Consider the following 19,781-nt stretch of genomic DNA (forward strand, 5'->3'; position numbering starts at 1 on the left):
TGTGTCGCCCCGGGGGTCATCGCAGGTTCCTGCGGGACCGCAGGACAGCGACCCCGGCAAGGATCGCCGCCGCGCCGGCGGCGACGGACACCAGGGCCGTGGCCATGGCTTCCGGCCGGGCGTCCAAGTCCACCGACCCGAACAGTCGCACAGCGCGCACGGATAAGGTCTCCGGAGACGTGGCGCCGAGCAGCCAGGGACTCTCGTAGGCGCCGAAGGTGTAGACGAACACGATCAGCGCCGACACCGTGAGCGCCGGCGCCGACAGGGGCAACACGACGTGGATGATGCGCTGCCACGCTGTGGCCCCGAGAGTCGCGGCGGAATCACACAGGCCCGTCATCGACCGGGACATGCTGCCGATCACGACCAGGGCCACGAACGCGGACTCCTTCCACACGTACTCGCTGATCACCGCAACCCACCAGGGCCCGCCGACCAGGGCCGGGAACGCCTCCGGCATGCCCAGTAACCGGTGCAAGAACCCGCTATCAGACAACCACAACCCCACAGCGCCGGCGCCGATGAGGTGAGGCACAGGAATACTCGCCGCGCTCAGAACCGCCACGACCCTGCCCATGCGGGGTGCGGCAAAGACATACACGGCGATCATGAAGCCGATCGCCGAGGACAGCACCGTGGACGCGGCGGCAATATACGCCGACACCGCGACCGAACGGCCCAGTTCCCCGGACGATCCCCTCCACCCCCGGGCACTGAACTCCGGCGCGCCGACGAACGGCATCAAGCCCAGGCTCTGGGCCGACGCGGCCACGAGGGAGACCCCGAGGACCAGCACCACCGGCACCACCGCGGGCAGCGCAAGCAGCACCGCCCGCCGCGACGCCAGGTCACGCCCACCGACAGCATCACCGGCGGGGCTGCGGGTCCGGTTGCCGGGATGGTCGGTGCCGGCTTCCGACGCGGCGCCTCGGGGGTGCCCATGGCCCGGGGGTGTGCGGTTCATCGCGGGCCCGGGATCGCCTGGCGCCAGGCCTCATCCAGTGCAGGGACCCAGTCCGCGGCGAGTTCGCCGTGGGCGTTGCGGGAGAGCTCGTCATAGGCAGGGACCACCGGGGAGGCCGGCAGGTCATCGAACAGGGCTTTCTGGTCGGCGTCGAGGCGGGCCGGGTCGAGAACCGGGAACTGACCCCAGGTGCGCGGGTCGGCCTTCGCCGCCTGCTGTTCCGGTGACAAGGCAAGGTTCGCGACCACCATCGCTCCTGCCGGGTCGGAGGCGTTGGCGGGGATCGCCAGGAAGCTCGCGTTCCCCACCGTCCCTTCCCCGAGGGTGAGGACCTTCGTCGTGTCCGGCAGCGCCCCGGATGCCACCAGGTCGGTGAGGGTCGCGGGCCCGTAGGTCATGGCGATGTCGACCTCACCGTCGGCGAAGAGGGTGTTCAGGGCCTGTTCGTCCCGCGGGTAAGTGGCGCCTGCACGCCAGAGGGATGGTGCGACCTCGTCCAGGGCGTCCAGGGCCGCCGGGGCATGCTCGTCGAATGCTTCCTCGCTGTAGGCCAGAGGAACCTTTTCTGCTCCGCCGGCCTCGCTGAGCATCACTTCGCGCAGGAAGACGCTCCCGGTGAAGTCGGGCGGGGCGGGGTAGGTGAAGCGTCCCGGATGGTCCGTGGCCCAGTCGAGGATCCCCTGAAGGGTGGTCGGCGGGTCGGTGACGGTCGCGGAGTTGTAGAAGAACGTGAACTGCGCCTTATGCCAGGGCGCCTCGCACCCATCCACCGGTGTGCCGAAATCGTTGAGCAGCAACGGGTCGTCCTGATCGGTCAGGTCCATGTTCGGCAACACATCGGTCCAGTCGCACCGCCACGCCTCGGCCTGCCGGCCTGTGCTGAAGTTCGCCCCGTTCACCCAGACCAAGTCCACCGAACCATCCGTGCGTCCGGCCTGGATCTCGCTCAGGACCCGGTTCACCGCGTCCGCGGTGTCGGTGATAGGCACCCGACGTAGGATGATTCCCTCTTGGGCTGCGGCAGGAGCAAGGACGTCGTCGACGTAGGCGTTGCCCTGCGCATCGCCGCCGAACATCCACAGATCGACCGTCTGACCGTCAGCCTCAGCGAGGACCTCGTCGAACGACCCGAAACTGGCCGGGGGTTCGGCGGGCTCAGCGGCGCACGAGACCAGCACAAGGGCAGCGGCGGCGCCCATCACGGCAGCTACGGCCCGGCGGCTGCGGGAGGAGGGAGCGGGTCGGTGGTTCATGGGTCCTTCTCGGCTGGGGTGGAATGGGTTCCAGTATTCTTCGAAGCGGGTACGGCCCCTGACGGGCCGCACCAGAGGATCTATGGCGGGAGACCATGCAGCAGGATGCCGGACCACGCCAGTCGTGGCTGACTCCGCTCCGGCGGGCTCTGCTGCTGGGCGTCATCATCATCGCCGCGACAGTCGCCGTCGTAGCCCTGCCCCTGCCCGACGTCGATGAGCTGCGGTCCCTGATCGAGCGGGCCGGGTGGTGGGGTCCGGCCGGTTTCGTCCTCGGGTACGCGGCACTGACCCTCGCCCCGGTCCCGAAGAGCGTCCTCTCGGTCGCGGCAGGAGTGCTGTTCGGATTCCTGCCCGGCCTGCTGCTCGTGTACGGGGCCGCACTGCTCGGGGCGACCGCCGCGTTCTGGCTCGGACGTCTCCTGGGCAGGGAGGCCGTCGAGAAGTTCACCGGGACCAGGGTGCAGAAAGTCGACGAGATTCTCAGCAGGCGCGGCTTCCTCGCGGTGGTCGGGGTGCGTCTGGTCCCGGTCCTGCCCTTCACTGCCATCAACTATTCCGCCGGCCTCACCGCCCTGGGCTGGTGGCCCTACATCCTGGGCACCATGGTCGGCATCCTGCCCGGCACTGTCAGCTTCCTCGCCCTGGGCGCCTACGGCCTGGACTTCGGCTGGCCCGCGACACTGGCTGCCGGCGTCCTCGGCATCCTCACCCTCGCCGGCATCATCTACGCGGTGCGGGCCCGACACAAGAGCGGGCCGCACCATGTTTGACACACGACTGCGCCGCCTCCTCGCCCCGGCGCTGGAGCGGGCCGCGGCTCTGCTCGACGTGCCCTGGATCAGCCCCAACAGGCTCACCGGCGCGAACCTCGTCCTGGGTCTGGCCAGCGCCGGGCTGGCAGCAGCACAACTGTGGGTACCCGCGCTCATCGCCTGGCTCCTGTGTCGGTTGGCGGACGGCCTCGACGGGCCACTGGCCCGGCGCCGCGCCCGCCCGGCCGCCGATCGGGTTCACGCCGGAGCACCACGCCACATGTCGGACACCGGTCAGGGCGGATTCTGGGACATCTGCGCCGACTTCGTCGTCTACGGGGCGACGGTAATAGGGGTCGCCGTCGGCGCGACGGCCGGCTTCGATGCTCCATGGTTACCGTTCCTCCTGGTCCTGTTCGCCTACTACATCAACGGCAGTGCCTTCCTCGCGTTCTCCTCCATCGCGGAGAAGACCGGACGGACCATCGACGACGGCCGGTCCCTGTCGTTCCTGGGCGGCCTCGCCGAAGGAACCGAGACCGTCATCGTGCACAGCCTGTGGCTGATCCTGCCCTTCCTGGCCTGGCAGATAGCCCTGGTCTGGGCCGTGCTGGTCTGCATCAGCGCCGCCCACCGGATCCTCGCCGGATACCGCGCCCTCGACTGACACACCCCGCACCTCACCCTCGCCTAAGGGAGGAACGGGTCGCACGCCAGCGGGTAAGCCGGACCAGCACCGACATCGCCGTACGGACCCCCCGGTTCTCAAGGGCCGTGCGGGCATCGGCAATCGCGGCGTTCCACAATCCGTCGTTGTACGTCGGGTAGGGGTGGGTCACCCCGGCCACATCGCGGGTCGTCAGCTTCTGGTGGACCGCGAGAGTCAGTTCGCCGAGGGTCTCCCCGGCTCGCGGCCCCACGATGGTGCCGCCGAGGATCCTGCCCCGCTTGTCGAGGACCAGCCGGGTGAACCCGTCGATCTGGTCCTCGGTGATGGCGCGGTCCGTGTGCGCGTGCTCGATCGTGGACACGCGCTGGCTGGCACCCTGGGCGCTGGTGATGCCCACGGCGGCGACCTCGGGGGAGGTGTAGGTGACCCTCGGAATGACGGTGCTGACGGACCGACGGACTCCCAGGACGGCGTTGGACGCCGCGGTGCTCGCATACACGCCGGCCAGGTGCGTGAAGTCCGGATTCGGAGTCACATCACCCGCCGCCCAGACCATCGGATTGGAGGTCCGCATCGCATGATCGACCCGCACATACCCCTTTTCGTCGAGGTCCACACCGACCGAGTCCAGACCCAGCCCGTCGGTACGGGGCTTCCGTCCCGCCGCGACGAGGATGGTGTCGGCGGGGAAAGTCCTGCCATCACCGACCCGGACGCGGCTCACCGCTTCCCGTGCGCCGTCCGGGGTGGTGACTTCCTCCACCGTGGCGCCTTCGACGATCTGCACACCGTCCCGGATGAGACTGGAACGGACGATATCCGCGGCGTCGGCGTCCTCCTTGGGAAGGATCCGGGAGCGGACCAGCATCACCACGGACGCGCCCAGCCGGGCGAAGGCCTGCCCCAACTCGCAGGCGATCGGCCCTCCACCGATGACCACCAAGTGCTGCGGCAGCTCTGTCAGATCCCACACGGTCTCGGAGGTTACGACCGGCGCCCGGTCCAGACCCGGAATGGGGGGAACCGCGGGATCGCTGCCGGTGGCCACGAGGGCGTGATGGAAGCGGATCTGCTGCCCGTCGATCTCTGCCCGGCCGGGCCCGGTGAAACGGGCGACGCCGTGGCGGACCGTCACCCCAGCCGCTTCCAGGGACGCCGGCGAATCATCGGGCTCGATCGTAGCGATAGCCGAAGCAATCCTGGCCCTGACACCGGAAAAGCCAGCCTCGCTACCGACTCCGCCGGCTGCTATCGGTCCCGTGCCCCCGCCGGACCCAGTCGCGGCGGAGAGAAGCGTCTTGGACGGCACGCACCCGGTCCACAGGCAATCACCCCCCGTGCGGGCACGCTCCACCAAGACGACGCGGGCACCCAGCCGGGACGCGGTCTTGGCGCCCACGATCCCCGCCGTACCCCCGCCGACGACCAGAAGATCGATCACCTGATTGCTGGTTTCCATGATGCTGGTTCAACCCTTCGCTTGCCGTCGTGGTCCGTGCCCGGGGTGATGAGCGGTGCCCCGTGAGCCATAAGCTGATCGTTCCGGTGCCGATCGCGGCACCCACGTCCTAGGGGGGTGATTCCCGTCGCCAAGAAACGCACCAAGATATCCACCGAGAAGTACAGCAGCTTCGCGCCGTTCTACGACCTGCTCTCCGGAGAACTGCCCGTCTACCGTGCGGGCCGGGTGCTCGGGATACGATCCCTGGACCTCTCCCCGGGCCATCAGGTGCTGGACCTCGCCTGCGGCACCGGACTGAACTTCGCGCACCTGATAGACCGGATCGGTCCTACCGGGACCATCATCGGGATCGACCGCAGCGCCGAGATGCTCGCCCAGGCCCGACGAAAAGCGGACCGCCACGGGTGGGCGAACATCATCCTCGTCGAGGCCGACGCGACCACCTCCTCGACCGCATCCCTCAGCGCGTCCATCACATCCCACGGAGGGAAGGCCCTCTCCGATGCCACCCTGGCGACCTACGCATTGTCGCTCATGACCCCGTGGGAGGCGGCCTGGGAGACCATGAAGGGCCTCACCGGGCCCTCGGGTTCGATCTGCGTGGTGGACATGCAGGAACCGACAACCCGGATCCCCGGCATGACTGCCCTGGCGCGCCTCGCGTGCCGGCTGGGAGGCGCGGACATCACAGCCCACCCCTGGCAAGGACTCGAGCGCGACTGCGCCCACGTCGCCAGGGCATCAGCCCGGGGCGGGCACCTACAAATCCGCACCGGTCGCCCCTGACCACGACGACAGATCGACCGGTACCCCGCTGAAATGGACCACGCCGACCGACACGACATGCTCCTGCAGGATGGCCAGCACCGCCCGACCATGCTCGCTGGCAGGGAACAGTTCCGTGTGATCCTCAAGGGTGTCCCACGCGACACGCAACAGGTACACGTCCTGCCGGTCAACGCTCGGATACAGGTCCACGGACCGGCAGCCCGCTGACTCCATGAGGTGCGCCCACAACTGCGGATACGCCGCAAGGAAGGCTTCATGGCCGTCGGGGTGAATCGTCAGCGTCGCATGTTCAAGAATCAACGGGAGGACTTCCTTCATCGATAGGGGCCGTGAACCGGAACGACGACCGCAGGTCCGATCCGGCCGACGGGGAGGCTGGGCCGACCAACAGGTCGTACCCCGCCTTAGATCAACAGCCCACCCTACGAGCCTGCTGAAGGCGCGTTCTGTAACCCAGGACACCAAGCCGCCCTGAGAAGGCACCTTGGGTTCTTGCGGTGATTGCAACACTTAGCGAATGGGTGTTGATATGGCGGGTTACTCGATCCTGATGAGACCGGATCTGCTGCAGGTGTTCTGGGCCGGGATGCAGGCCGGTGAGTTCATCACGGGTGCTGTTGTTCCGATCGGGACGAGCAGGCGGACCGGGCGTCGGGTGTTGGCCGAGGCCGGGGGTGTCCGGCCCCGGCGGGGCCGGGATCTGAAGGGCCGGTGCCTGTCCTTTACGCAGCGGGAGGAGATCGCGGTCCTGCGTGCCGAGGGCCAGTCGTTGCGGCAGATCGCCGCGGTCATCGGGGTGTCAGCGTCGACGGTGTCCAGGGAGCTGACCCGGAACAGCCGGCCCGGTGTCCCGTACCGGGCGACGACCGCGCACGTGTTGGCGTACGAGCGTGCGTCGCGGCCGAAGCCGGCGAAGTTGCATACGAACGTAGGTCTGCGTGCGAGGGTGGAAGCTGATCTGAGGAAGAAGTACTCGCTCGAGCAGATCAGTGGGCGACTACGACGTCAGTTCCCCGACCAGACGGAGATGCGGGTGTCACCGGAGACCATTTACCAGTCCCTGTACGTGCAGTCCCGGGGCGCCCTGCAACGGGATCTGACCGCGTGCCTGCGCACCGGCAGGGCGGTGAGGCGGCCGTGCCGGAAGGCCGGGCAGCGTAAGAACCGGGTCCCGGACATGATCAACATTTCCGAGCGCCCCAAGGACGTCGAGGACCGCGCCGTACCCGGCGATTGGGAGGGGGACCTCATTATCGGGAAGGGGAACCTGTCCGCGATCGGGACGCTGGTGGAGCGGAGCACCAATTACACGATGCTCGTCCACCTGCCCGACGGGTACAAGGCCGAGCAGACGTGCGACGCGCTGACCCGGAAGATCAAGACCCTGCCCGAGGCGTTGCGGCACTCTCTGACGTGGGACCAGGGCGCCGAGATGATGGATTGGAAACGGGTGAAGATGGACGCTGATATCGAGATTTACTTCTGCGACCCGCACTCGCCCTGGCAGCGTGGCATCAACGAGAACACGAATGGTTTGTTAAGGCAGTACTTTCCGAAGGGCACTGATCTGAGTGTTCATAGCGAAGCTGACCTCGACTGGGTCGCACAGGAACTGAACGACCGGCCACGGAAAAGACTAGGGTTCCAGAAGCCGATCGAACTGATCGAAAACCTCCTGTTGCAATGACCGCCAGAATCCGCCGTACGGCGTCTGAACCGCCGAGGTGGCAGGATGTGCCCGCCAGCGGCGTTGTCGACGCTGAGCCCTGGGTCACCGTGCCGGGCCAGGGCGGTTTCTGGTATGTCACGTCCAGGTTCGCAGTTGGCGGGTGCAGGACGAACGGCCGACGCATCAGTCAGGAAGGTATGGCTCATAGCGTTCGAGGGTGCCGTCCATGACGGGGATCTGAAGATCTGTTGTTTCGTCGGCGGTGGCGGCCGTGACTGTGGTGAGGGCTCCCGGTGCGTCGCCTACAGTGTCGAAGATGACTTCGTTCGTGTCGAGGGGGAACTGGCCTTCGGCCGGCACCGTGATCGTCCTTTCTTCGTCGTCGTCACTGATGGTGACGTCGATGGCTTCCCCGGATTCGTTGTTGAGGGTTCCGAGGAGTCGCCCGGGTTGTCCTTCTTGCGATGCGACCAGAAGGATGCTGCGTAGTTCGACGGAACCGACCACACCGTCTTCGCCGGAGGCGATGGCGTCCCAGTCCTCCTCCGCAGCGGAATAGCAGCCCGTCAGGCCCAAAGCTGCGGCGAGGCCGAGCGATGCTGCAACTCTGAACTGCGGCCGTTGCGTCATGGTGCTGGTTATCGTGCTGGCTGAAAGCGTCGTCATGTGGTTTCCTCCTAGGAATGGTGAAAAGGAATCTGTCTGCTCAAGAATTCTGCTCGGGGTTCCCGTGGCGTGTCACCCGCTGTCAGATGCCGTTATTTCCTTGTTTTCGGGTTGTCGTCGTTGGTGTTCCCTGCCGCTGTAGGTCGGGCGTCTTAATCCCGCCCAGGGCGCGCTCGAGGGATTGCAGCTGCAGTGCGTTGATCGCGGCGAGCACGGCACTGAGGGCGGCGCCGACGAGGATCGCCACCGGCATTTTCTACTGGCCGTGAGGCCTACTCCCGGAGCGTCGACCACTCCGAGATCGCTGATCATCTGGTGCTGCGTTCTGATCGAGGGGACGATCCGGTGACGGGGTATCGGTTGACTGGGTGGACATCGCACTCTCCTACCTCCTCGGTGGATTTGTGGGCATCCCGCGCGGCGAAAAGCAGCGGAATCCTCTTCATGAGTTATCACGGGCAGCACCGGCACCGCGGAGAACATTGAACTGTGGAAGCTGCACGCGATCATCAGGAATGGACAGCGTGCTGTTCATCGACGGTACGCAGGGTGTGGTGGGTCGGGCAACCGGCGCAATCCGATCGTGACCGCCCGATGTGCGGGTTCCTGGCGGGCGCGAGATCCGGTTGTTGGTCTGCGGATTCCCGGGCCGCACCCGGCTCATTGCCAGACTCCGGTCAGGTGATCACAGCCAGATTACAGGGCGGTTGCGCGTTCGCAACGAACGCTCTTGATGGGCCCGGATCGCCCCATTCCGGCTTCTAAGCGTGCTTACCGTGGGCTCTGGCGTAGAACACAACCCAACCGCAACGAAGGGCCGGAAGGCGCCGCCGGACCCCACCTGATCCTAAGGAGGAGTCATGGGAACAATGACCAAGAGCACGTGGATGAAGAAGGCAGCAGCCCTGGCGATCGCACCGGCAGCCATCCTGTCCGTCGCCGCGTGCAGCGACACGGCCGGATCCGAGCAGGGCGCCGACGTCGAAGACGTCAACGAGGCAGCCGAGGAGGACAACGAGCAGGTCGCCGAGGGCGACGACGCCTACGTCGGCGTCTACGACCAGGCCTGGTATGACGACCAGGACTCTCACGTGGGTGAGGAAGTGACCCTGTCCGCGGATGTGAACGAGGTCGTCGATCCCACGGCGTTCACGATCGCCGGGACCGATGACACCACGGTCGATGAGCTTTTGATCGTGCACCCCGAGGATCTGCCCGAGGTCAGCACCGAGCTCACGGTCGCGGTCACAGGGACCGTGAAGGAAGGCTTCGACCTCGTCACCGTCGAGGAGGACCTCGGCGTCGACCTCGACGACGCACTCTACGAGGACTGGGACGGCAAGACCTACGTCCACGCCACCGAGATCGACGACTCCGTCGCCTCCGACACCTAAACACCCCCACAACACCGCACAACCACTGCGAACCCCCATATGAGGTTGTTCCAGCCCTGGAAGGACCAGCAACGGACCTGACGCAGGCCGTCACCGTCGAGAGGATCATCATGGACACCATCGGATCTGTCCGCGAAGGGATGGACGTTTTTACCGCCTCCGGTCACAAGATCGGCACGATCGCCAGCGTGAAGATGGGAGACCCGGAGGCGGTCACCGCCGAAGGTCAGCAACCGGAGCCGACCGGGAGCATCGTAGGATCGATCGCGTCGGTCTTTGACAACAGCCCCGCGCTGCCTGCGGAACGCAGGCAACGGCTCCTACGCCTGGGGTACATCGAGATCGACGGAACCGGACTCGGGAACCACATGTACGAATCGGCCGAGGACATCGATCGTGTCACTGCTGAAGGGGTCTTCTTGAGCGTTTCCGCTGCGGCCACTCGGTCTTGATTCTTCTGCCCTGACGGTGTCTACAGGGGATGCCTGAGTAGCCGGTTCCCCGGCGTTGATCTGCCGTTTCTTTTTGGCCGACCTCACAGGAGTTTTGCTGATGCTGACAGCGACGACACAGGTGGCGGAACGATTGAAGCTCCCCTCCGCAAGGCGATCGGGTATACCTCCGAGGTCAGTTATCACGCAGGCATCGTCGACGGTCATCACAGGGTTGGTCACGGCCGTGCTGCTGGGAGGGTGCGGCAGTGCGCCTTCCCAGCAGGGCATCGGCCGCGGAACGCAAGTGGCGATGGACCAGATCCAGGGAGTCGACCTGAAACTGGTGACTGAAGCAGCGGGTGAACCAGCCCGGATCCTGGGCACCTTGATCAACACAGGAACGACCCCCGTTGAAGTTGTGCTGCGCGATGGCGATGACACCGCCACGCTGACCATTGGAGCCGAGGACACCTTCCGGTTCGCAGATAATCCGACGATCTTCAGTACGACGGACGGTGACATCGGCGACACAGTGTCGATGCTCATCAGCGTCCCGGTTACTGCCAGCGAGGAAGCCGCTGCAGTGCCCGTATACGAGGGTGATCTCGGAGGCTACTACGACCGGGCGCTTCAGGCCCCCCGGTCCTGACCCACCAGCACCATGCGCTCACCTACCGGAATGGCCGTCATCCATGCGAGATCGCATGGGTGATCTCGCCGCCTGCTCTCGACGTCGTTACGCCGCTGGCGCGTCGGCGCTTTTGGTGTGCGGGCTACTGACGATGAGCGGGTGCGGAAGCCCGGATGCCGCCGCTGACGCGCAATCCCGCGGCGCTAGCCAGCAGGTAGGCGTGGCGAGCCTGCGGGACGTTGTGCTCGTCACCACGAACAAGAATGGATCAGGCAGACTTCTGGGATCTCTCGCCAATGACTCCACGGCACCCGTTGAGGTGATGATCAGCGATATCGACGACTCGTTCACCGTCGTTGTTCCGGCCCGCGGGAGCTACTTGTTCGCCGCCCATGAGATCGTCTTCGGCACAGTTGATGCCCCTCCCGGGCAGGCGTCCTCGCTTACGGTGAGCACCCCAGCAGTATCCACACGGCTTGCAGTACCCGTCGTCGACGGCGCCCGCGATTCCTACACCTCCTCGTCTAAAGAAGCGGAGCGTTTGCCGCACTGAATCTTGGGCGCTTCGATTCAGCGCTAGAGAGGGGCAAGAGAGGGCACCGCAGACCGCTTCGCGCTACGCAATGCCACTGAGGGCAGACCTGCTGTGGGAATGCTTGTGCACACCGTTACCAGCGCCCGTCCTTGCAGCCGATCCCCGGCACGGCATCGGTTCCACCGCTCACGATCGTGGTCCCGAAGCAACTAAATGGGTGAGAATGGTCTACATGGATGGGCTAAACAATGATCAAGCGCACAACGACCCCAGCCTGGATGCCCTCGTACGTGCCTCGCGGGTTTTCATCGCCGTGGTCGCGAAATCCGTTGCCGACATCGAAGACCTCGTCACTGCGCCGCAATGGCGGATACTTATCCTCATCGCTACCCGTGGGCCCCAGACACACCGCGCTGTAGCCGCGGATCTCCGGGTGCATCCCTCGAACGCGACTCGCACAGTCAACAAACTTCAGACGGCAGGACTGGTTCGGAGGGAAGAGGACCCTCACGATCGACGGTTCCTGCGCCTGCAACTAACGGACGAGGGCCAGTCGCTGGTGAACCGCGTCATGTCCAATCGGCGCCGCGCCCTCAACGACGTCGTCAGCCGCATGGGCGCTGGCGACCGACTGGCACTGGAGAAAGCGATGCTCGCCTTTGCCGAAGCTGCAGGCGAAAGCACGAGCGAGGCGACTGGTGCCGCCCTCGGTCTGGGCTGATCGCACCACCCGCAACGCCTGATTCCCGGGCTACTCCGCGGCTGTGTCCGTGTCGATGTCCTTGGGTCGGTTGGCGCCGCTCAGTATCGCCTCCGTCGGAGGGGTGAACGGGTCGCCGACGTGCAGGCCTGGGATCTTGCGCATGAAGGCGGCCCAGGAGGGGGCTGCGATGAGGGAGCCGTCGACTTCGGGGTAGATCTTGCCGCCGATCCTCAGGCCGCTGAGGGAGGTGTTGCCTTCCTTCCAGTTCCCGATCCAGCTCGCGCCACGCCGCCGTGCTCGTAGAAGCGGTAGTCCTCGATGGAGACCAGGGCGTCCTGCATGTCCTGGGATACCTGGTCGAGGGGGACCGGTTGCCGGTTCTCCTCGTACAGGGTCGCGATGAGCGACCCATCCGCGGCCACGATCGTGGTCGGCTGCGCCAGGGCGTCACGCTCCAGTTCGGCCGGCAGGTCCTCGAAGAACTCGATGGAGGCCGAAGCCCCCGTCCCGGCGACCGCGGTCACCGGCACCAACAGACCCGCGGCGAGCACACCCGTCAGGGCACTGATGCCCAAGAACGCCAGGACAGTGCCGAGGACAGAGCCCGAGCCCGAACTGGCAAACGGGGGCGTGTTGGCATCCATCAGGCCTGGGACCGATCAGTGGCGGGCACTCTGACAGGGCCGACAAGGAGCGCACGATGTTGCCCGGACGGAAGAATCGCGCCCCGGCGACACGTCGGTCCGACAACGAGGTTCATTCGGGGTGTGATGGTGGGCGATGCTGCGTCGCCAACCCGGTTCTGGTGTGTACTCGCGCAGATATCGTCTCCCTAAAGAAAGGCTTGTTACAGAGGGCTCGATTCCGGAAGGATCGGCGACCTCGGCTGGATGGTGCTTCGAGGTGAAGGAGCTTCAGGCCAACGGCCACGGTAGGCACGACGGAAGCGTCCTCTCAAACTCGGCAGCCGCCCCGTTATCGCGCCGCAACCTCTCCGCGGGGGCCGTTACGGAATCGTCGCTGCCCCGTATCCGTGCTGTCATCAGCTGAGTATCAGCTGAACGGGTGGCCACAGCGATGATGGAAGGATGCCCGATGGGCCGCGTTAGACCTTCATGAGTGGTGCAGGGTAGCGGCGCTGCACACGGAAGATCGCGATCTGCTTGCCCGCCCCGTACCCGCACGCCGAGGGCGGCACGATCGCGACCCTGCCAGGGAGAGGGAAGCACGAGCAGGACGGCCAGCCCGGTGAAGACCAGGGCGTAGAGCGACCAATCTGGTCCGCGAACACCAGTGAAGAAGCCGATGGCACCGCCGGCCACGGTTGCTCCTCGCGGCTGAAGCCGATGCGGGGTTCGTTCAGTATGAGGTTTTTGTCCTGCTGGGGAGTTCTCCGCTGCTGATGAGGAAATCGGCGACGTCCCAAAGTTTCAGGTGGACACGTTGGCTGGCGATGGACAGCACGATGAACGCCTCTTCGCCGGTGATCTTGTGGCGTTCCATGAGGATGCCCTTGGCCTGGCCAATCACATCCCGGGAGTCCACCGCTTCCTGCAGTTGCCCGCTCTTCTTAGCTTCGGCGAACGCCACAGCCGCGTGGGAGGCGACCAGCAGCCCGATATTCTCCGACTCGTCCGTGAACGCGTCGGCTTCATGGGAGTAGAGATTCAGCGCGCCAAGGTCATCGCCCTCGACCCACAGCTGGATGGAGAGCATCCCCTTGGCGCCGGCTGCAGAGGCCCGCTGGGCGAACAGCGGCCACCGGTCTTCGTGTGCCATGTCCGGCACCCGGATTGTGCGGTGCTTGTACGCCGCTTCCAGGCACGGGCCTTCCCCGGCTTCCATCTGTAGGGCGTCGATGCGCTCCGGCAGAGTTCCCGAGGCGCCCCGGGAGTCGACGCGTCGTCGTCCCAGTACGACGCTGACGGAGCCTTCGTCGACGCCGGGGATCAGTTCGACGGCCGCGTGGACGAACCCCGCGACGATGGCGTCCACGTCGGGTTCTCCCTGCAGCGACCGGGCAAGTTCCGCAAGCTCCGTGGCCAGATCGCGCTTTCGTTCCACGCCGCCGTGGTGGGACGAGGGCATACCTCTGTTGACGATGGAATCCTCGCTCATCACTTACACCTTTGGCAGTGGATCTGTTGCGCTGACGGCTGGTGCTCACTGTAATCCTCGTGCTCGCACGCCAACACCCTTGCGGGACCGTGATGTGCCTCCGATCGATCACCCTCTGGGTGAGCCATCGACGGGAGGGTCCGCCTGTCATTGCACCGCTCAATGAGGTTCGATGCACACTTAACTGGTTCGCACCCAGCAACTAAACGATTGATCCGCCGGCCGCTTTGTCCTTCACTGGGAGGAGTCCGCGGGTCGAGCAAACGGCACCAGGGGGCGGCAGGAGTGTAGGGCTTAGCGCCCTGCACTCCTGTTCAAGCGCACATGGCCCGCACACATTTGTTTACAGGAGAACGCGCCACCCGGGCTTCGGTCACACTCCGAGCGGAAGACCGTGACGGAAACCGTCATCGGAGGAAAGGGCCAGAACCCGGGAAGAAAGCGAGAAATGACCGCCGTCGTTGCCCGCAAGGCGTCGCCGTTTGCGTGCGACGACGGCCATCATCTGAAGCATCCGGTTGCAGCCGGTCATCGACGTCGCCACACCTCGACGTCTAGGTCCGGGCTGCTACCTCACCATTGACGCGGGACTTCTGTGAGTAGGTGAGTATGTGAGTGCGTACAAGCTGCGCCGGTGGCGCCAGCCTTTCGCCGAGTGGTGTTGGTCGTTGGCGTCTCAGGTGTGCGGGCTGCCCTGGTTGTCGCTGGCGCTCCCATCAGGGCAATGGTCTTACGTTTCGCTTCGACCGGATAAGGCCCGGGCGCACCTATATCGCATCCCGCTGGGATGCTCATGAAGACCGGAGGGGTGGAGGGTTCCTTCAGTGCCCCGGGCTACCGCCATTTCCGAGGCTTCGGATGAACTTGTCGTAGTCCCTCTGGTTCTGGTCGGCGTAGACGGCGGCGAAGATCGCCAGGGCGTGATCGAAGGCCGCTTCCGATCCCAGGTAGGACGCGATCGCGGTGGGGTCCCCGGTGCGGGCGTGGGCACGGGCGAGCGTCCACGCACAGAGTCGTGCGTGGGCTACGAGCCCTGCCACGGAAATGGTGGTCAGGTCCGCGGACGTCTTCCAGTCTCAGAGTTGGCGGACGTAGAAGTCCCGTTCGACGCCGTCGAGGCCTGTCGTCCGCAGCCACCCCAACAGCACGTCGCTCGAGGCCTGGATCAGGCGCTGGCCCTGGACCACCCGTTCGCCGTGGTTGGCGTAGCGGCTGGGCCCCAGATGGTTCTCCAGCGCTGAGGCCTCGGCCTGTTTGAGCTGCAGCACGAGGGGGTCGGCGTGCTCACGACCCACTAAGAGCACGATCCAGCTGAGCGTTCCGACGCTGCCGACACCGACGACCTTGCGGGCGACGTCCTGGAACTCGTACCGGTCGAGGAGGACCTGCCGGTCGGGGGCGAGGGTCTGCCGGTAGTCGGCCAGCACGCCGCGGATGCCGTCCTCGAGTTGCTGCGCCTCGAGGCCGGGCAGCAGTTCATGGAGGGGGACCACCAGCGGCGGATCGTCGATGATCCTCGGGCGGCCGTCGATGACGTGCGTCAGTTTCAATGCGGCTCGTGCACTGTCCTTGCCCTGCGCCCGGGTGTTGGCGCGCTTGGCTTCCTTTCGAGCGCGACCGCCCAGAGTCTTCCTGATGGTCGGCAATAACGATCGGACGTCGAATGAGGCGTACCAGATATCTAGGGGGGTCATCGCCGCGAAGGACCTCATGGCTTCCCGGTAGGCCTTCGCGGTCTCGAGGACAGCGGCCCGCCCGTCGGCCCCGGCGAACCCGCGGTCCCGGGCGGCGATCTCGACACTGGCCACCAGCCTCTTTACGTCCCATTCCCACGGCCCCGGCAGCGTCTCGTCGAAGTCATTGATATCGAAGACCAGGCGCCGTTCCGGGGACGCGAAGCCGCCGAAGTTGCTGATGTGGGCGTCTCCGCAGAGCTGGACCTGGAGCCCGGTGGTCGGGGTGCCGCGGAGGTCCGCTGCCATGATCGCTGCTCCGCCACGGAAAAACGCGAACGGGGACGCCGCCATCCGCTCGTGTCTGACAGGGATGAGATCGGGAATCCTGTCCTTTTCCTGGGCCCTGAGGATTTCCACCGGGCTCACCCGGTCCGAGGAGACGGACCACTCGCCATGGCTCCTGCGGGGTGCGCGCTTGCGCAGGCGTCGACCGTCGCCGGTGACCGGGGCGAGGGTGTCCGTACTCTTCGACGTTTGCATGGCCATGCTCCTGGTCCGAGGCGACACAGGCAGTGTCCGACGGACATCACACTCCTGGCGTCACCCGGGCAAGGTGAAACCCGACCGGACGGCGCCGGGGTTCAGTGCGTGAGCCACCATTTGAGCACGGCTACCAGCAGGCACACGGCTGCCAGGAGCAGCCCGGAGACGAACGGGCGCCGCGAGACCCGCCGGCGGCTCAGCCGACCGACCACCCAGCCCAGGGCCACCAGACGCCCGATGGTGACGGCGATGGACAGCACCAGTGCCACGGTTGTGGGCCACCACCCGGCCAGGGCACCGATCATCAGCAGCGTCGGGGTCGCTGCGGTCGAGGCGATCGGCGCCGCGTGACGGGCCTCGTGCCGTAGCTCCTCCCAGGTCAGGGGCCGGTCGAGGCGGACCCGCTGCGCTGATGTCTCGGCGAACAGATGGGCGATGAAGGTGGACACCGCCGTGCCCAGCACGTACCCCACACCCTTGGGTCCGTCCAGATCGTCCGGTTGCAGGGCGATCAGGGCGGCCAGGACCAGGATGTTGCCATATACGTAGGCCGAGATCCGCCCGGCCGCATCCTCCAAGGCGGCACGATCGCGAGGAGGCGATCCGGCGCCTTCCGGCCCCGAAGGATCAACAGGCTCGGACACGGCATCAGAGGCCATGGCCATCATCCTAGGACGAGGTTTCCGCTACCGGCAGGGCTACGCAGGGTCGTCATCTGGTGAGCACGAAAGCCATGACCCGAACGATCACCGATCCTCGGTGGAGGGGTTTCTAGGGGTTGTCGGTGTTTGTGCTGTGGCGGTGTGTCGGAGTGCGGTCAGTGCGGTGTGGATGAGGCGTGCCCGGACGGGGTGGGTGCGGGTGAACGCGACGATGCGGCGGCTGAGGGTGGGGCCGGTCAGGGGCCGGGTGGTCAGGTTCGCCGGGAGTCCTGTCAGGGCGATCGTGGGAAGGACGGTGATGCCGAGGCCGGCTGCGGTGAGGCTGAGGGCGGCGTGGTGGTCATCGAGGCGGGCGATGTAGTTCGGTGTGAATCCCGCGGTGGTGCAGGCCCGGGTGATGATGCGTCCAGTGGGCCCGTCGTGGATGTCGTGGTCGATCCATGCTTCGTTGCGGAGTTGGACCATGTCCACCGTGTCGTGCGCGCACAAGGGGTGGTCCTTGGGCAGGACCAGGCGTAGCTCCTCCTCGGCGAGGACGTGGCGTTGGTACCCCTCAAGAGTGGAGGGGTCTGCGTCGATGGCTTCGTTGCGGATCTCGATGTCGGGTTGGTGCCGCCCTCCGCCGGGGTGGAGTTCGTTGATGCTGATTTCCACCACGGTGGTCGGGGAGGTGTGTCGTAGGACGCTCACGACGTGCGGCATCCACGCCTGGGCGACGGAGGCGAAACACGAGAACGTGATCCGCTCGGCCCTTCCTGCCCGAAGGTCCGCCACGGTCCGCTCGAGGCGTTGCAGGTCCGAGAGGGCGCGGCTGCTTTCTTCGGCCAGGTGGAGAGCCGCCGATGTGGCCGCAATGTTCCGCCCGCTTTTTTCGAAGAGCACCAGCCCGGTCTGCCGGGCGAGGACCTGGAGATGCTGACTGACCGTGGCAGGGGTGAGGTGCAGTCCCTTGGCGGCTCCGTGCACGGAGCCCGCGGCGATCACGGCCCGCAGGACGATGAGCTTATGAGGATCCAGCACACACCCATTCTACGGTGACGCCTGATGATCCGTGGCTGATTGTTGCTGGTGCCGCACAATGCCGGCTGTCATCGTGGAAGTAAGGGCAGAGGGGCGGTCTCGTATGAACGCCCTCGCCCGCTGCACTACTGACCCTGATCGAGAATCCCGCGCGTTGTCGCGTTTTGCTGTCGCGCGTGCTCGATGCTGCTTCTGAAAGGCCATTCTGATGGACATGACGACTTACCTCGCGCTACTGGGAGTCGCGGTTGTTCTCGCGATCACCCCGGGCCCGGACACCCTCCTGACCCTGCAGTACGCCCTGCGCAAGCGGAGCGCAGGGCTCTTCGCGGCCCTCGGTGCAACATCAGGGATCTTCGTATGGGCGGCCCTGGTCGCCGCCGGCGTCGCGGCCTTCCTCCAGGACTCACCCGTGGCCTTCCATACCCTCCGCGTCCTGGGAGGTGCGTACCTCTTCTACCTCGGATACCGCACCCTCACCACCCACGCCCACGGCCACATCAGTGATCCGGAAGCACACGCGAGGACCCCAGTGGCAGTAGCCACAGGTGGCACAGCGCAGGAACCCTCCACGAGCACGGTCGCCCCGGGCAACCCGGCGACCGCTCCTGCCGGTACCCCTGCCGAAGGCCTGCACCCACAAGGCACTGCCCCGACGAGGTGGTCGGCGTTCACCGCTGGTGTGCTGTGTTGCCTCACGAACCCGAAGACCGGGCTGTTCTTTCTTGCCCTCATACCCCAGTTCACCCCCACCGACGCAGCACCCGCCTACGTTGTCGCCGTTGTCGGTGGCACCGTTGCGGCAGTCATCGGCGGGTACCTCGCCATGATCGCCCTTGGCGCGCACACTGCCGGAACATGGCTCAACCGGCCCGCGGTCACCCGGTGGATCCACCGAGTATCGGGTGTCGTCTTCATCGTCCTCGGACTCATGACCATCATTCCCGTCATCACAGCCCTGCTCCCATGACAGCCGCCACGCCACACGCCGGTACCCGCATCGGCCAGGTTCGCCCATGATGTCCCTGCTACTGATCCTCGGCGCCGTGATCACCGTCTTCGCCAGCATCGGCCGGGCCACCACCCCCTGCCAGGAACGGATACCACTGAGCCAGTGGACCCCGGCCGACCTGCACTGGAACTTCAGGCACGGCCTCTACGCCTGCTCCCACCAGTCCGCCCTCAACCAGTTCATGAACGACCGAACATGACTCACCTGCGAACGCGAACGTGGACGCGTTTCGGGCGAGGAGGAGAGTGCGGCGCGGCTATAGGCCGTGGGCGGTGCGGAGCTCCGACGAGGGTTGCTCGGACAGATTTTCAGAGGTCTGTTCCCCGGCGATAGCGTCGCGGCGGTCAAGCTCCTCGGTCAGTTCCTCGTTGCGGAACTCCGTCTCCGGATGCGCTTCACCGTCTTGCACATACTCGTGGGACAGTTCGCGCTGGATCTTGCTGTTGAGGACCTCGACCTGCGGAAGGCTCAGCGAGGACAGATCCTCGGGAAATGATTCAGACGGGCTTAGACGTGTGGTCATGAAAGCGCCTCTCGAGAAGAAAGCACGATGAAATGGGGCTCTCTTCTGAACCGCTGATGACGTTATCAGGGCACTGACCAACTCCTCAACAGGCCGCTCCGCGCGCTGGGCCACTCTTGCAGCATCACACCCTTTCCCGCGATGTACTGCCGTAGATCAGATGCCGTGGGTGGTTGTGGGGCGCATGAAGGAGGGGTTGGCTGCAGCCAGGGCCCTACCTGCACCTCGGCATGGGCGCCGGGGGTTGAAGCCGCAGCGGAACGGTGAAAGGTAAGGGCTCAGGCCGGTTCGTGTCCCGG

Annotated in this window: 22 protein-coding genes and 1 pseudogene; 11 read left to right on the plus strand and 12 right to left on the minus strand. The window is 65.8% G+C overall.

The features are described from left to right. Positions 1–16: 16 nt before the first annotated feature. Together ACSGDB_RS13945 and ACSGDB_RS13950 are read right to left on the minus strand one after the other, a co-directional pair. Complete coding sequence (locus ACSGDB_RS13945; protein ID WP_434995461.1) at positions 17–967, minus strand: ABC transporter permease subunit; 951 nt, start codon at positions 965–967, stop codon at positions 17–19. Beyond that, positions 964–2,220 (minus strand): ABC transporter substrate-binding protein, encoded by a 1,257-nt coding sequence (locus ACSGDB_RS13950; RefSeq protein WP_434995462.1) that lies wholly within the window; start codon positions 2,218–2,220, stop codon positions 964–966. The genes ACSGDB_RS13945 and ACSGDB_RS13950 overlap by 4 nt, the downstream gene beginning before the upstream one ends. A gap of 95 nt (positions 2,221–2,315) precedes the next feature. Between ACSGDB_RS13950 and ACSGDB_RS13955 the strand changes: the two genes are divergently transcribed. Beyond that, positions 2,316–2,993, plus strand: coding sequence for a TVP38/TMEM64 family protein (locus ACSGDB_RS13955; protein WP_434995463.1), 678 nt, complete (start codon positions 2,316–2,318; stop codon positions 2,991–2,993). Further along, positions 2,986–3,642 carry a CDP-alcohol phosphatidyltransferase family protein gene (locus ACSGDB_RS13960; RefSeq protein ID WP_434995464.1) on the plus strand — a complete coding sequence of 219 codons (657 nt, stop codon included), beginning with the start codon at positions 2,986–2,988 and terminating at the stop codon, positions 3,640–3,642. The genes ACSGDB_RS13955 and ACSGDB_RS13960 overlap by 8 nt, the downstream gene beginning before the upstream one ends. A gap of 13 nt (positions 3,643–3,655) precedes the next feature. Here the strand turns inward: ACSGDB_RS13960 and ACSGDB_RS13965 are convergent, their stop codons facing one another. Continuing rightward, entirely contained in the window at positions 3,656–5,104 is a 1,449-nt protein-coding gene (locus ACSGDB_RS13965; protein ID WP_434995466.1) for a dihydrolipoyl dehydrogenase family protein, read from the minus strand. 117 nt (positions 5,105–5,221) lie between these two features. On the opposite strand from ACSGDB_RS13965, the gene ACSGDB_RS13970 reads away from it, so the two are divergent. Beyond that, positions 5,222–5,893 carry a class I SAM-dependent methyltransferase gene (locus ACSGDB_RS13970; RefSeq protein ID WP_434995467.1) on the plus strand — a complete coding sequence of 224 codons (672 nt, stop codon included), beginning with the start codon at positions 5,222–5,224 and terminating at the stop codon, positions 5,891–5,893. Here ACSGDB_RS13970 and ACSGDB_RS13975 read toward each other — a convergent pair. Continuing rightward, positions 5,867–6,196 carry an antibiotic biosynthesis monooxygenase family protein gene (locus ACSGDB_RS13975; RefSeq protein WP_434995468.1) on the minus strand — a complete coding sequence of 110 codons (330 nt, stop codon included), beginning with the start codon at positions 6,194–6,196 and terminating at the stop codon, positions 5,867–5,869. The two genes, ACSGDB_RS13970 and ACSGDB_RS13975, sit on opposite strands and share 27 nt — an antisense overlap. Before the next feature lie 217 nt (positions 6,197–6,413). Between ACSGDB_RS13975 and ACSGDB_RS13980 the strand changes: the two genes are divergently transcribed. Then, positions 6,414–7,583, plus strand: a complete 1,170-nt coding sequence (locus ACSGDB_RS13980) for an IS30 family transposase (protein WP_434995469.1) — start codon at positions 6,414–6,416, stop codon at positions 7,581–7,583. Between the two features lie 165 nt (positions 7,584–7,748). Here ACSGDB_RS13980 and ACSGDB_RS13985 read toward each other — a convergent pair whose 3' ends face one another. Further along, positions 7,749–8,231: a hypothetical protein gene (locus tag ACSGDB_RS13985; RefSeq protein ID WP_434995470.1), complete on the minus strand. Its 483-nt coding sequence runs from the start codon at positions 8,229–8,231 to the stop codon at positions 7,749–7,751. An 82-nt stretch (positions 8,232–8,313) separates the two neighbouring features. Continuing rightward, positions 8,314–8,478: a hypothetical protein gene (locus ACSGDB_RS13990; RefSeq protein WP_434995471.1), complete on the minus strand. Its 165-nt coding sequence runs from the start codon at positions 8,476–8,478 to the stop codon at positions 8,314–8,316. Positions 8,479–9,091: 613 nt separating this feature from the next. Here ACSGDB_RS13990 and ACSGDB_RS13995 point away from each other — a divergent pair. The 5 genes from ACSGDB_RS13995 (at position 9,092) to ACSGDB_RS14015 (ending at position 11,946) form a co-directional block, all read left to right on the plus strand. Next, complete coding sequence (locus tag ACSGDB_RS13995; RefSeq protein ID WP_434995472.1) at positions 9,092–9,625, plus strand: hypothetical protein; 534 nt, start codon at positions 9,092–9,094, stop codon at positions 9,623–9,625. Positions 9,626–9,735: 110 nt separating this feature from the next. Beyond that, positions 9,736–10,077 carry a hypothetical protein gene (locus ACSGDB_RS14000; protein WP_434995473.1) on the plus strand — a complete coding sequence of 114 codons (342 nt, stop codon included), beginning with the start codon at positions 9,736–9,738 and terminating at the stop codon, positions 10,075–10,077. A 292-nt stretch (positions 10,078–10,369) separates the two neighbouring features. After that, entirely contained in the window at positions 10,370–10,708 is a 339-nt protein-coding gene (locus ACSGDB_RS14005) for a hypothetical protein (RefSeq protein ID WP_434995474.1), read from the plus strand. Between the two features lie 202 nt (positions 10,709–10,910). After that, positions 10,911–11,243, plus strand: coding sequence for a hypothetical protein (locus ACSGDB_RS14010; RefSeq protein WP_434995475.1), 333 nt, complete (start codon positions 10,911–10,913; stop codon positions 11,241–11,243). A 205-nt stretch (positions 11,244–11,448) separates the two neighbouring features. Beyond that, the gene (locus tag ACSGDB_RS14015; protein WP_434995476.1) at positions 11,449–11,946 is read left to right on the plus strand and encodes a MarR family winged helix-turn-helix transcriptional regulator; all 498 of its coding nucleotides are present in this window, start codon (positions 11,449–11,451) and stop codon (positions 11,944–11,946) included. A 212-nt stretch (positions 11,947–12,158) separates the two neighbouring features. Here the strand turns inward: ACSGDB_RS14015 and ACSGDB_RS14020 are convergent, their stop codons facing one another. The 5 genes and pseudogenes from ACSGDB_RS14020 to ACSGDB_RS14040 form a co-directional block, all read right to left on the minus strand. Continuing rightward, positions 12,159–12,572 carry a transglycosylase domain-containing protein gene (locus tag ACSGDB_RS14020; RefSeq protein ID WP_434995477.1) on the minus strand — a complete coding sequence of 138 codons (414 nt, stop codon included), beginning with the start codon at positions 12,570–12,572 and terminating at the stop codon, positions 12,159–12,161. Between the two features lie 715 nt (positions 12,573–13,287). Beyond that, positions 13,288–14,046, minus strand: coding sequence for a GAF and ANTAR domain-containing protein (locus tag ACSGDB_RS14025; RefSeq protein ID WP_434995479.1), 759 nt, complete (start codon positions 14,044–14,046; stop codon positions 13,288–13,290). A gap of 821 nt (positions 14,047–14,867) precedes the next feature. Beyond that, positions 14,868–16,268 (minus strand): annotated as a pseudogene (locus ACSGDB_RS14030) (DUF2252 domain-containing protein). A gap of 95 nt (positions 16,269–16,363) precedes the next feature. Next, entirely contained in the window at positions 16,364–16,924 is a 561-nt protein-coding gene (locus ACSGDB_RS14035; protein WP_434995480.1) for a hypothetical protein, read from the minus strand. 87 nt (positions 16,925–17,011) lie between these two features. Continuing rightward, positions 17,012–17,947 carry a LysR family transcriptional regulator gene (locus ACSGDB_RS14040; RefSeq protein ID WP_434995481.1) on the minus strand — a complete coding sequence of 312 codons (936 nt, stop codon included), beginning with the start codon at positions 17,945–17,947 and terminating at the stop codon, positions 17,012–17,014. A gap of 208 nt (positions 17,948–18,155) precedes the next feature. Here ACSGDB_RS14040 and ACSGDB_RS14045 point away from each other — a divergent pair, with 208 nt between their 5' ends. Further along, positions 18,156–18,917, plus strand: a complete 762-nt coding sequence (locus tag ACSGDB_RS14045; protein WP_434995482.1) for a LysE family translocator — start codon at positions 18,156–18,158, stop codon at positions 18,915–18,917. 46 nt (positions 18,918–18,963) lie between these two features. Continuing rightward, positions 18,964–19,158: a hypothetical protein gene (locus ACSGDB_RS14050; protein ID WP_434995483.1), complete on the plus strand. Its 195-nt coding sequence runs from the start codon at positions 18,964–18,966 to the stop codon at positions 19,156–19,158. Between the two features lie 57 nt (positions 19,159–19,215). Here the strand turns inward: ACSGDB_RS14050 and ACSGDB_RS14055 are convergent, their stop codons facing one another. Next, a complete protein-coding gene (locus ACSGDB_RS14055; RefSeq protein ID WP_434995484.1) occupies positions 19,216–19,482 on the minus strand; it encodes a hypothetical protein in 267 nt (88 codons plus the stop codon). Positions 19,483–19,781: the final 299 nt, after the last annotated feature.

Source organism: Arthrobacter sp. Ld5 (assembly GCF_051172775.1).
GTDB lineage: Bacteria > Actinomycetota > Actinomycetes > Actinomycetales > Micrococcaceae > Arthrobacter_D.

What these genes read in the sequence shown, in the direction of transcription:
- ACSGDB_RS13945 (WP_434995461.1), bottom strand. Translation starts at nt 967, where the DNA reads ATGAACCGCACACCCCCGGGCCATGGGCACCCCCGAGGCGCCGCGTCG.
- ACSGDB_RS13950 (WP_434995462.1), bottom strand. Translation starts at nt 2,220, where the DNA reads ATGAACCACCGACCCGCTCCCTCCTCCCGCAGCCGCCGGGCCGTAGCT.
- ACSGDB_RS13955 (WP_434995463.1), top strand. Translation starts at nt 2,316, where the DNA reads ATGCAGCAGGATGCCGGACCACGCCAGTCGTGGCTGACTCCGCTCCGG.
- ACSGDB_RS13960 (WP_434995464.1), top strand. Translation starts at nt 2,986, where the DNA reads ATGTTTGACACACGACTGCGCCGCCTCCTCGCCCCGGCGCTGGAGCGG.
- ACSGDB_RS13965 (WP_434995466.1), bottom strand. Translation starts at nt 5,104, where the DNA reads ATGGAAACCAGCAATCAGGTGATCGATCTTCTGGTCGTCGGCGGGGGT.
- ACSGDB_RS13980 (WP_434995469.1), top strand. Translation starts at nt 6,414, where the DNA reads ATGGGTGTTGATATGGCGGGTTACTCGATCCTGATGAGACCGGATCTG.
- ACSGDB_RS13985 (WP_434995470.1), bottom strand. Translation starts at nt 8,231, where the DNA reads ATGACGACGCTTTCAGCCAGCACGATAACCAGCACCATGACGCAACGG.
- ACSGDB_RS13995 (WP_434995472.1), top strand. Translation starts at nt 9,092, where the DNA reads ATGGGAACAATGACCAAGAGCACGTGGATGAAGAAGGCAGCAGCCCTG.
- ACSGDB_RS14000 (WP_434995473.1), top strand. Translation starts at nt 9,736, where the DNA reads ATGGACACCATCGGATCTGTCCGCGAAGGGATGGACGTTTTTACCGCC.
- ACSGDB_RS14005 (WP_434995474.1), top strand. Translation starts at nt 10,370, where the DNA reads ATGGACCAGATCCAGGGAGTCGACCTGAAACTGGTGACTGAAGCAGCG.
- ACSGDB_RS14015 (WP_434995476.1), top strand. Translation starts at nt 11,449, where the DNA reads ATGGTCTACATGGATGGGCTAAACAATGATCAAGCGCACAACGACCCC.
- ACSGDB_RS14020 (WP_434995477.1), bottom strand. Translation starts at nt 12,572, where the DNA reads ATGGATGCCAACACGCCCCCGTTTGCCAGTTCGGGCTCGGGCTCTGTC.
- ACSGDB_RS14025 (WP_434995479.1), bottom strand. Translation starts at nt 14,046, where the DNA reads ATGAGCGAGGATTCCATCGTCAACAGAGGTATGCCCTCGTCCCACCAC.
- ACSGDB_RS14035 (WP_434995480.1), bottom strand. Translation starts at nt 16,924, where the DNA reads ATGGCCTCTGATGCCGTGTCCGAGCCTGTTGATCCTTCGGGGCCGGAA.
- ACSGDB_RS14045 (WP_434995482.1), top strand. Translation starts at nt 18,156, where the DNA reads ATGGACATGACGACTTACCTCGCGCTACTGGGAGTCGCGGTTGTTCTC.
- ACSGDB_RS14050 (WP_434995483.1), top strand. Translation starts at nt 18,964, where the DNA reads ATGATGTCCCTGCTACTGATCCTCGGCGCCGTGATCACCGTCTTCGCC.
- ACSGDB_RS14055 (WP_434995484.1), bottom strand. Translation starts at nt 19,482, where the DNA reads ATGACCACACGTCTAAGCCCGTCTGAATCATTTCCCGAGGATCTGTCC.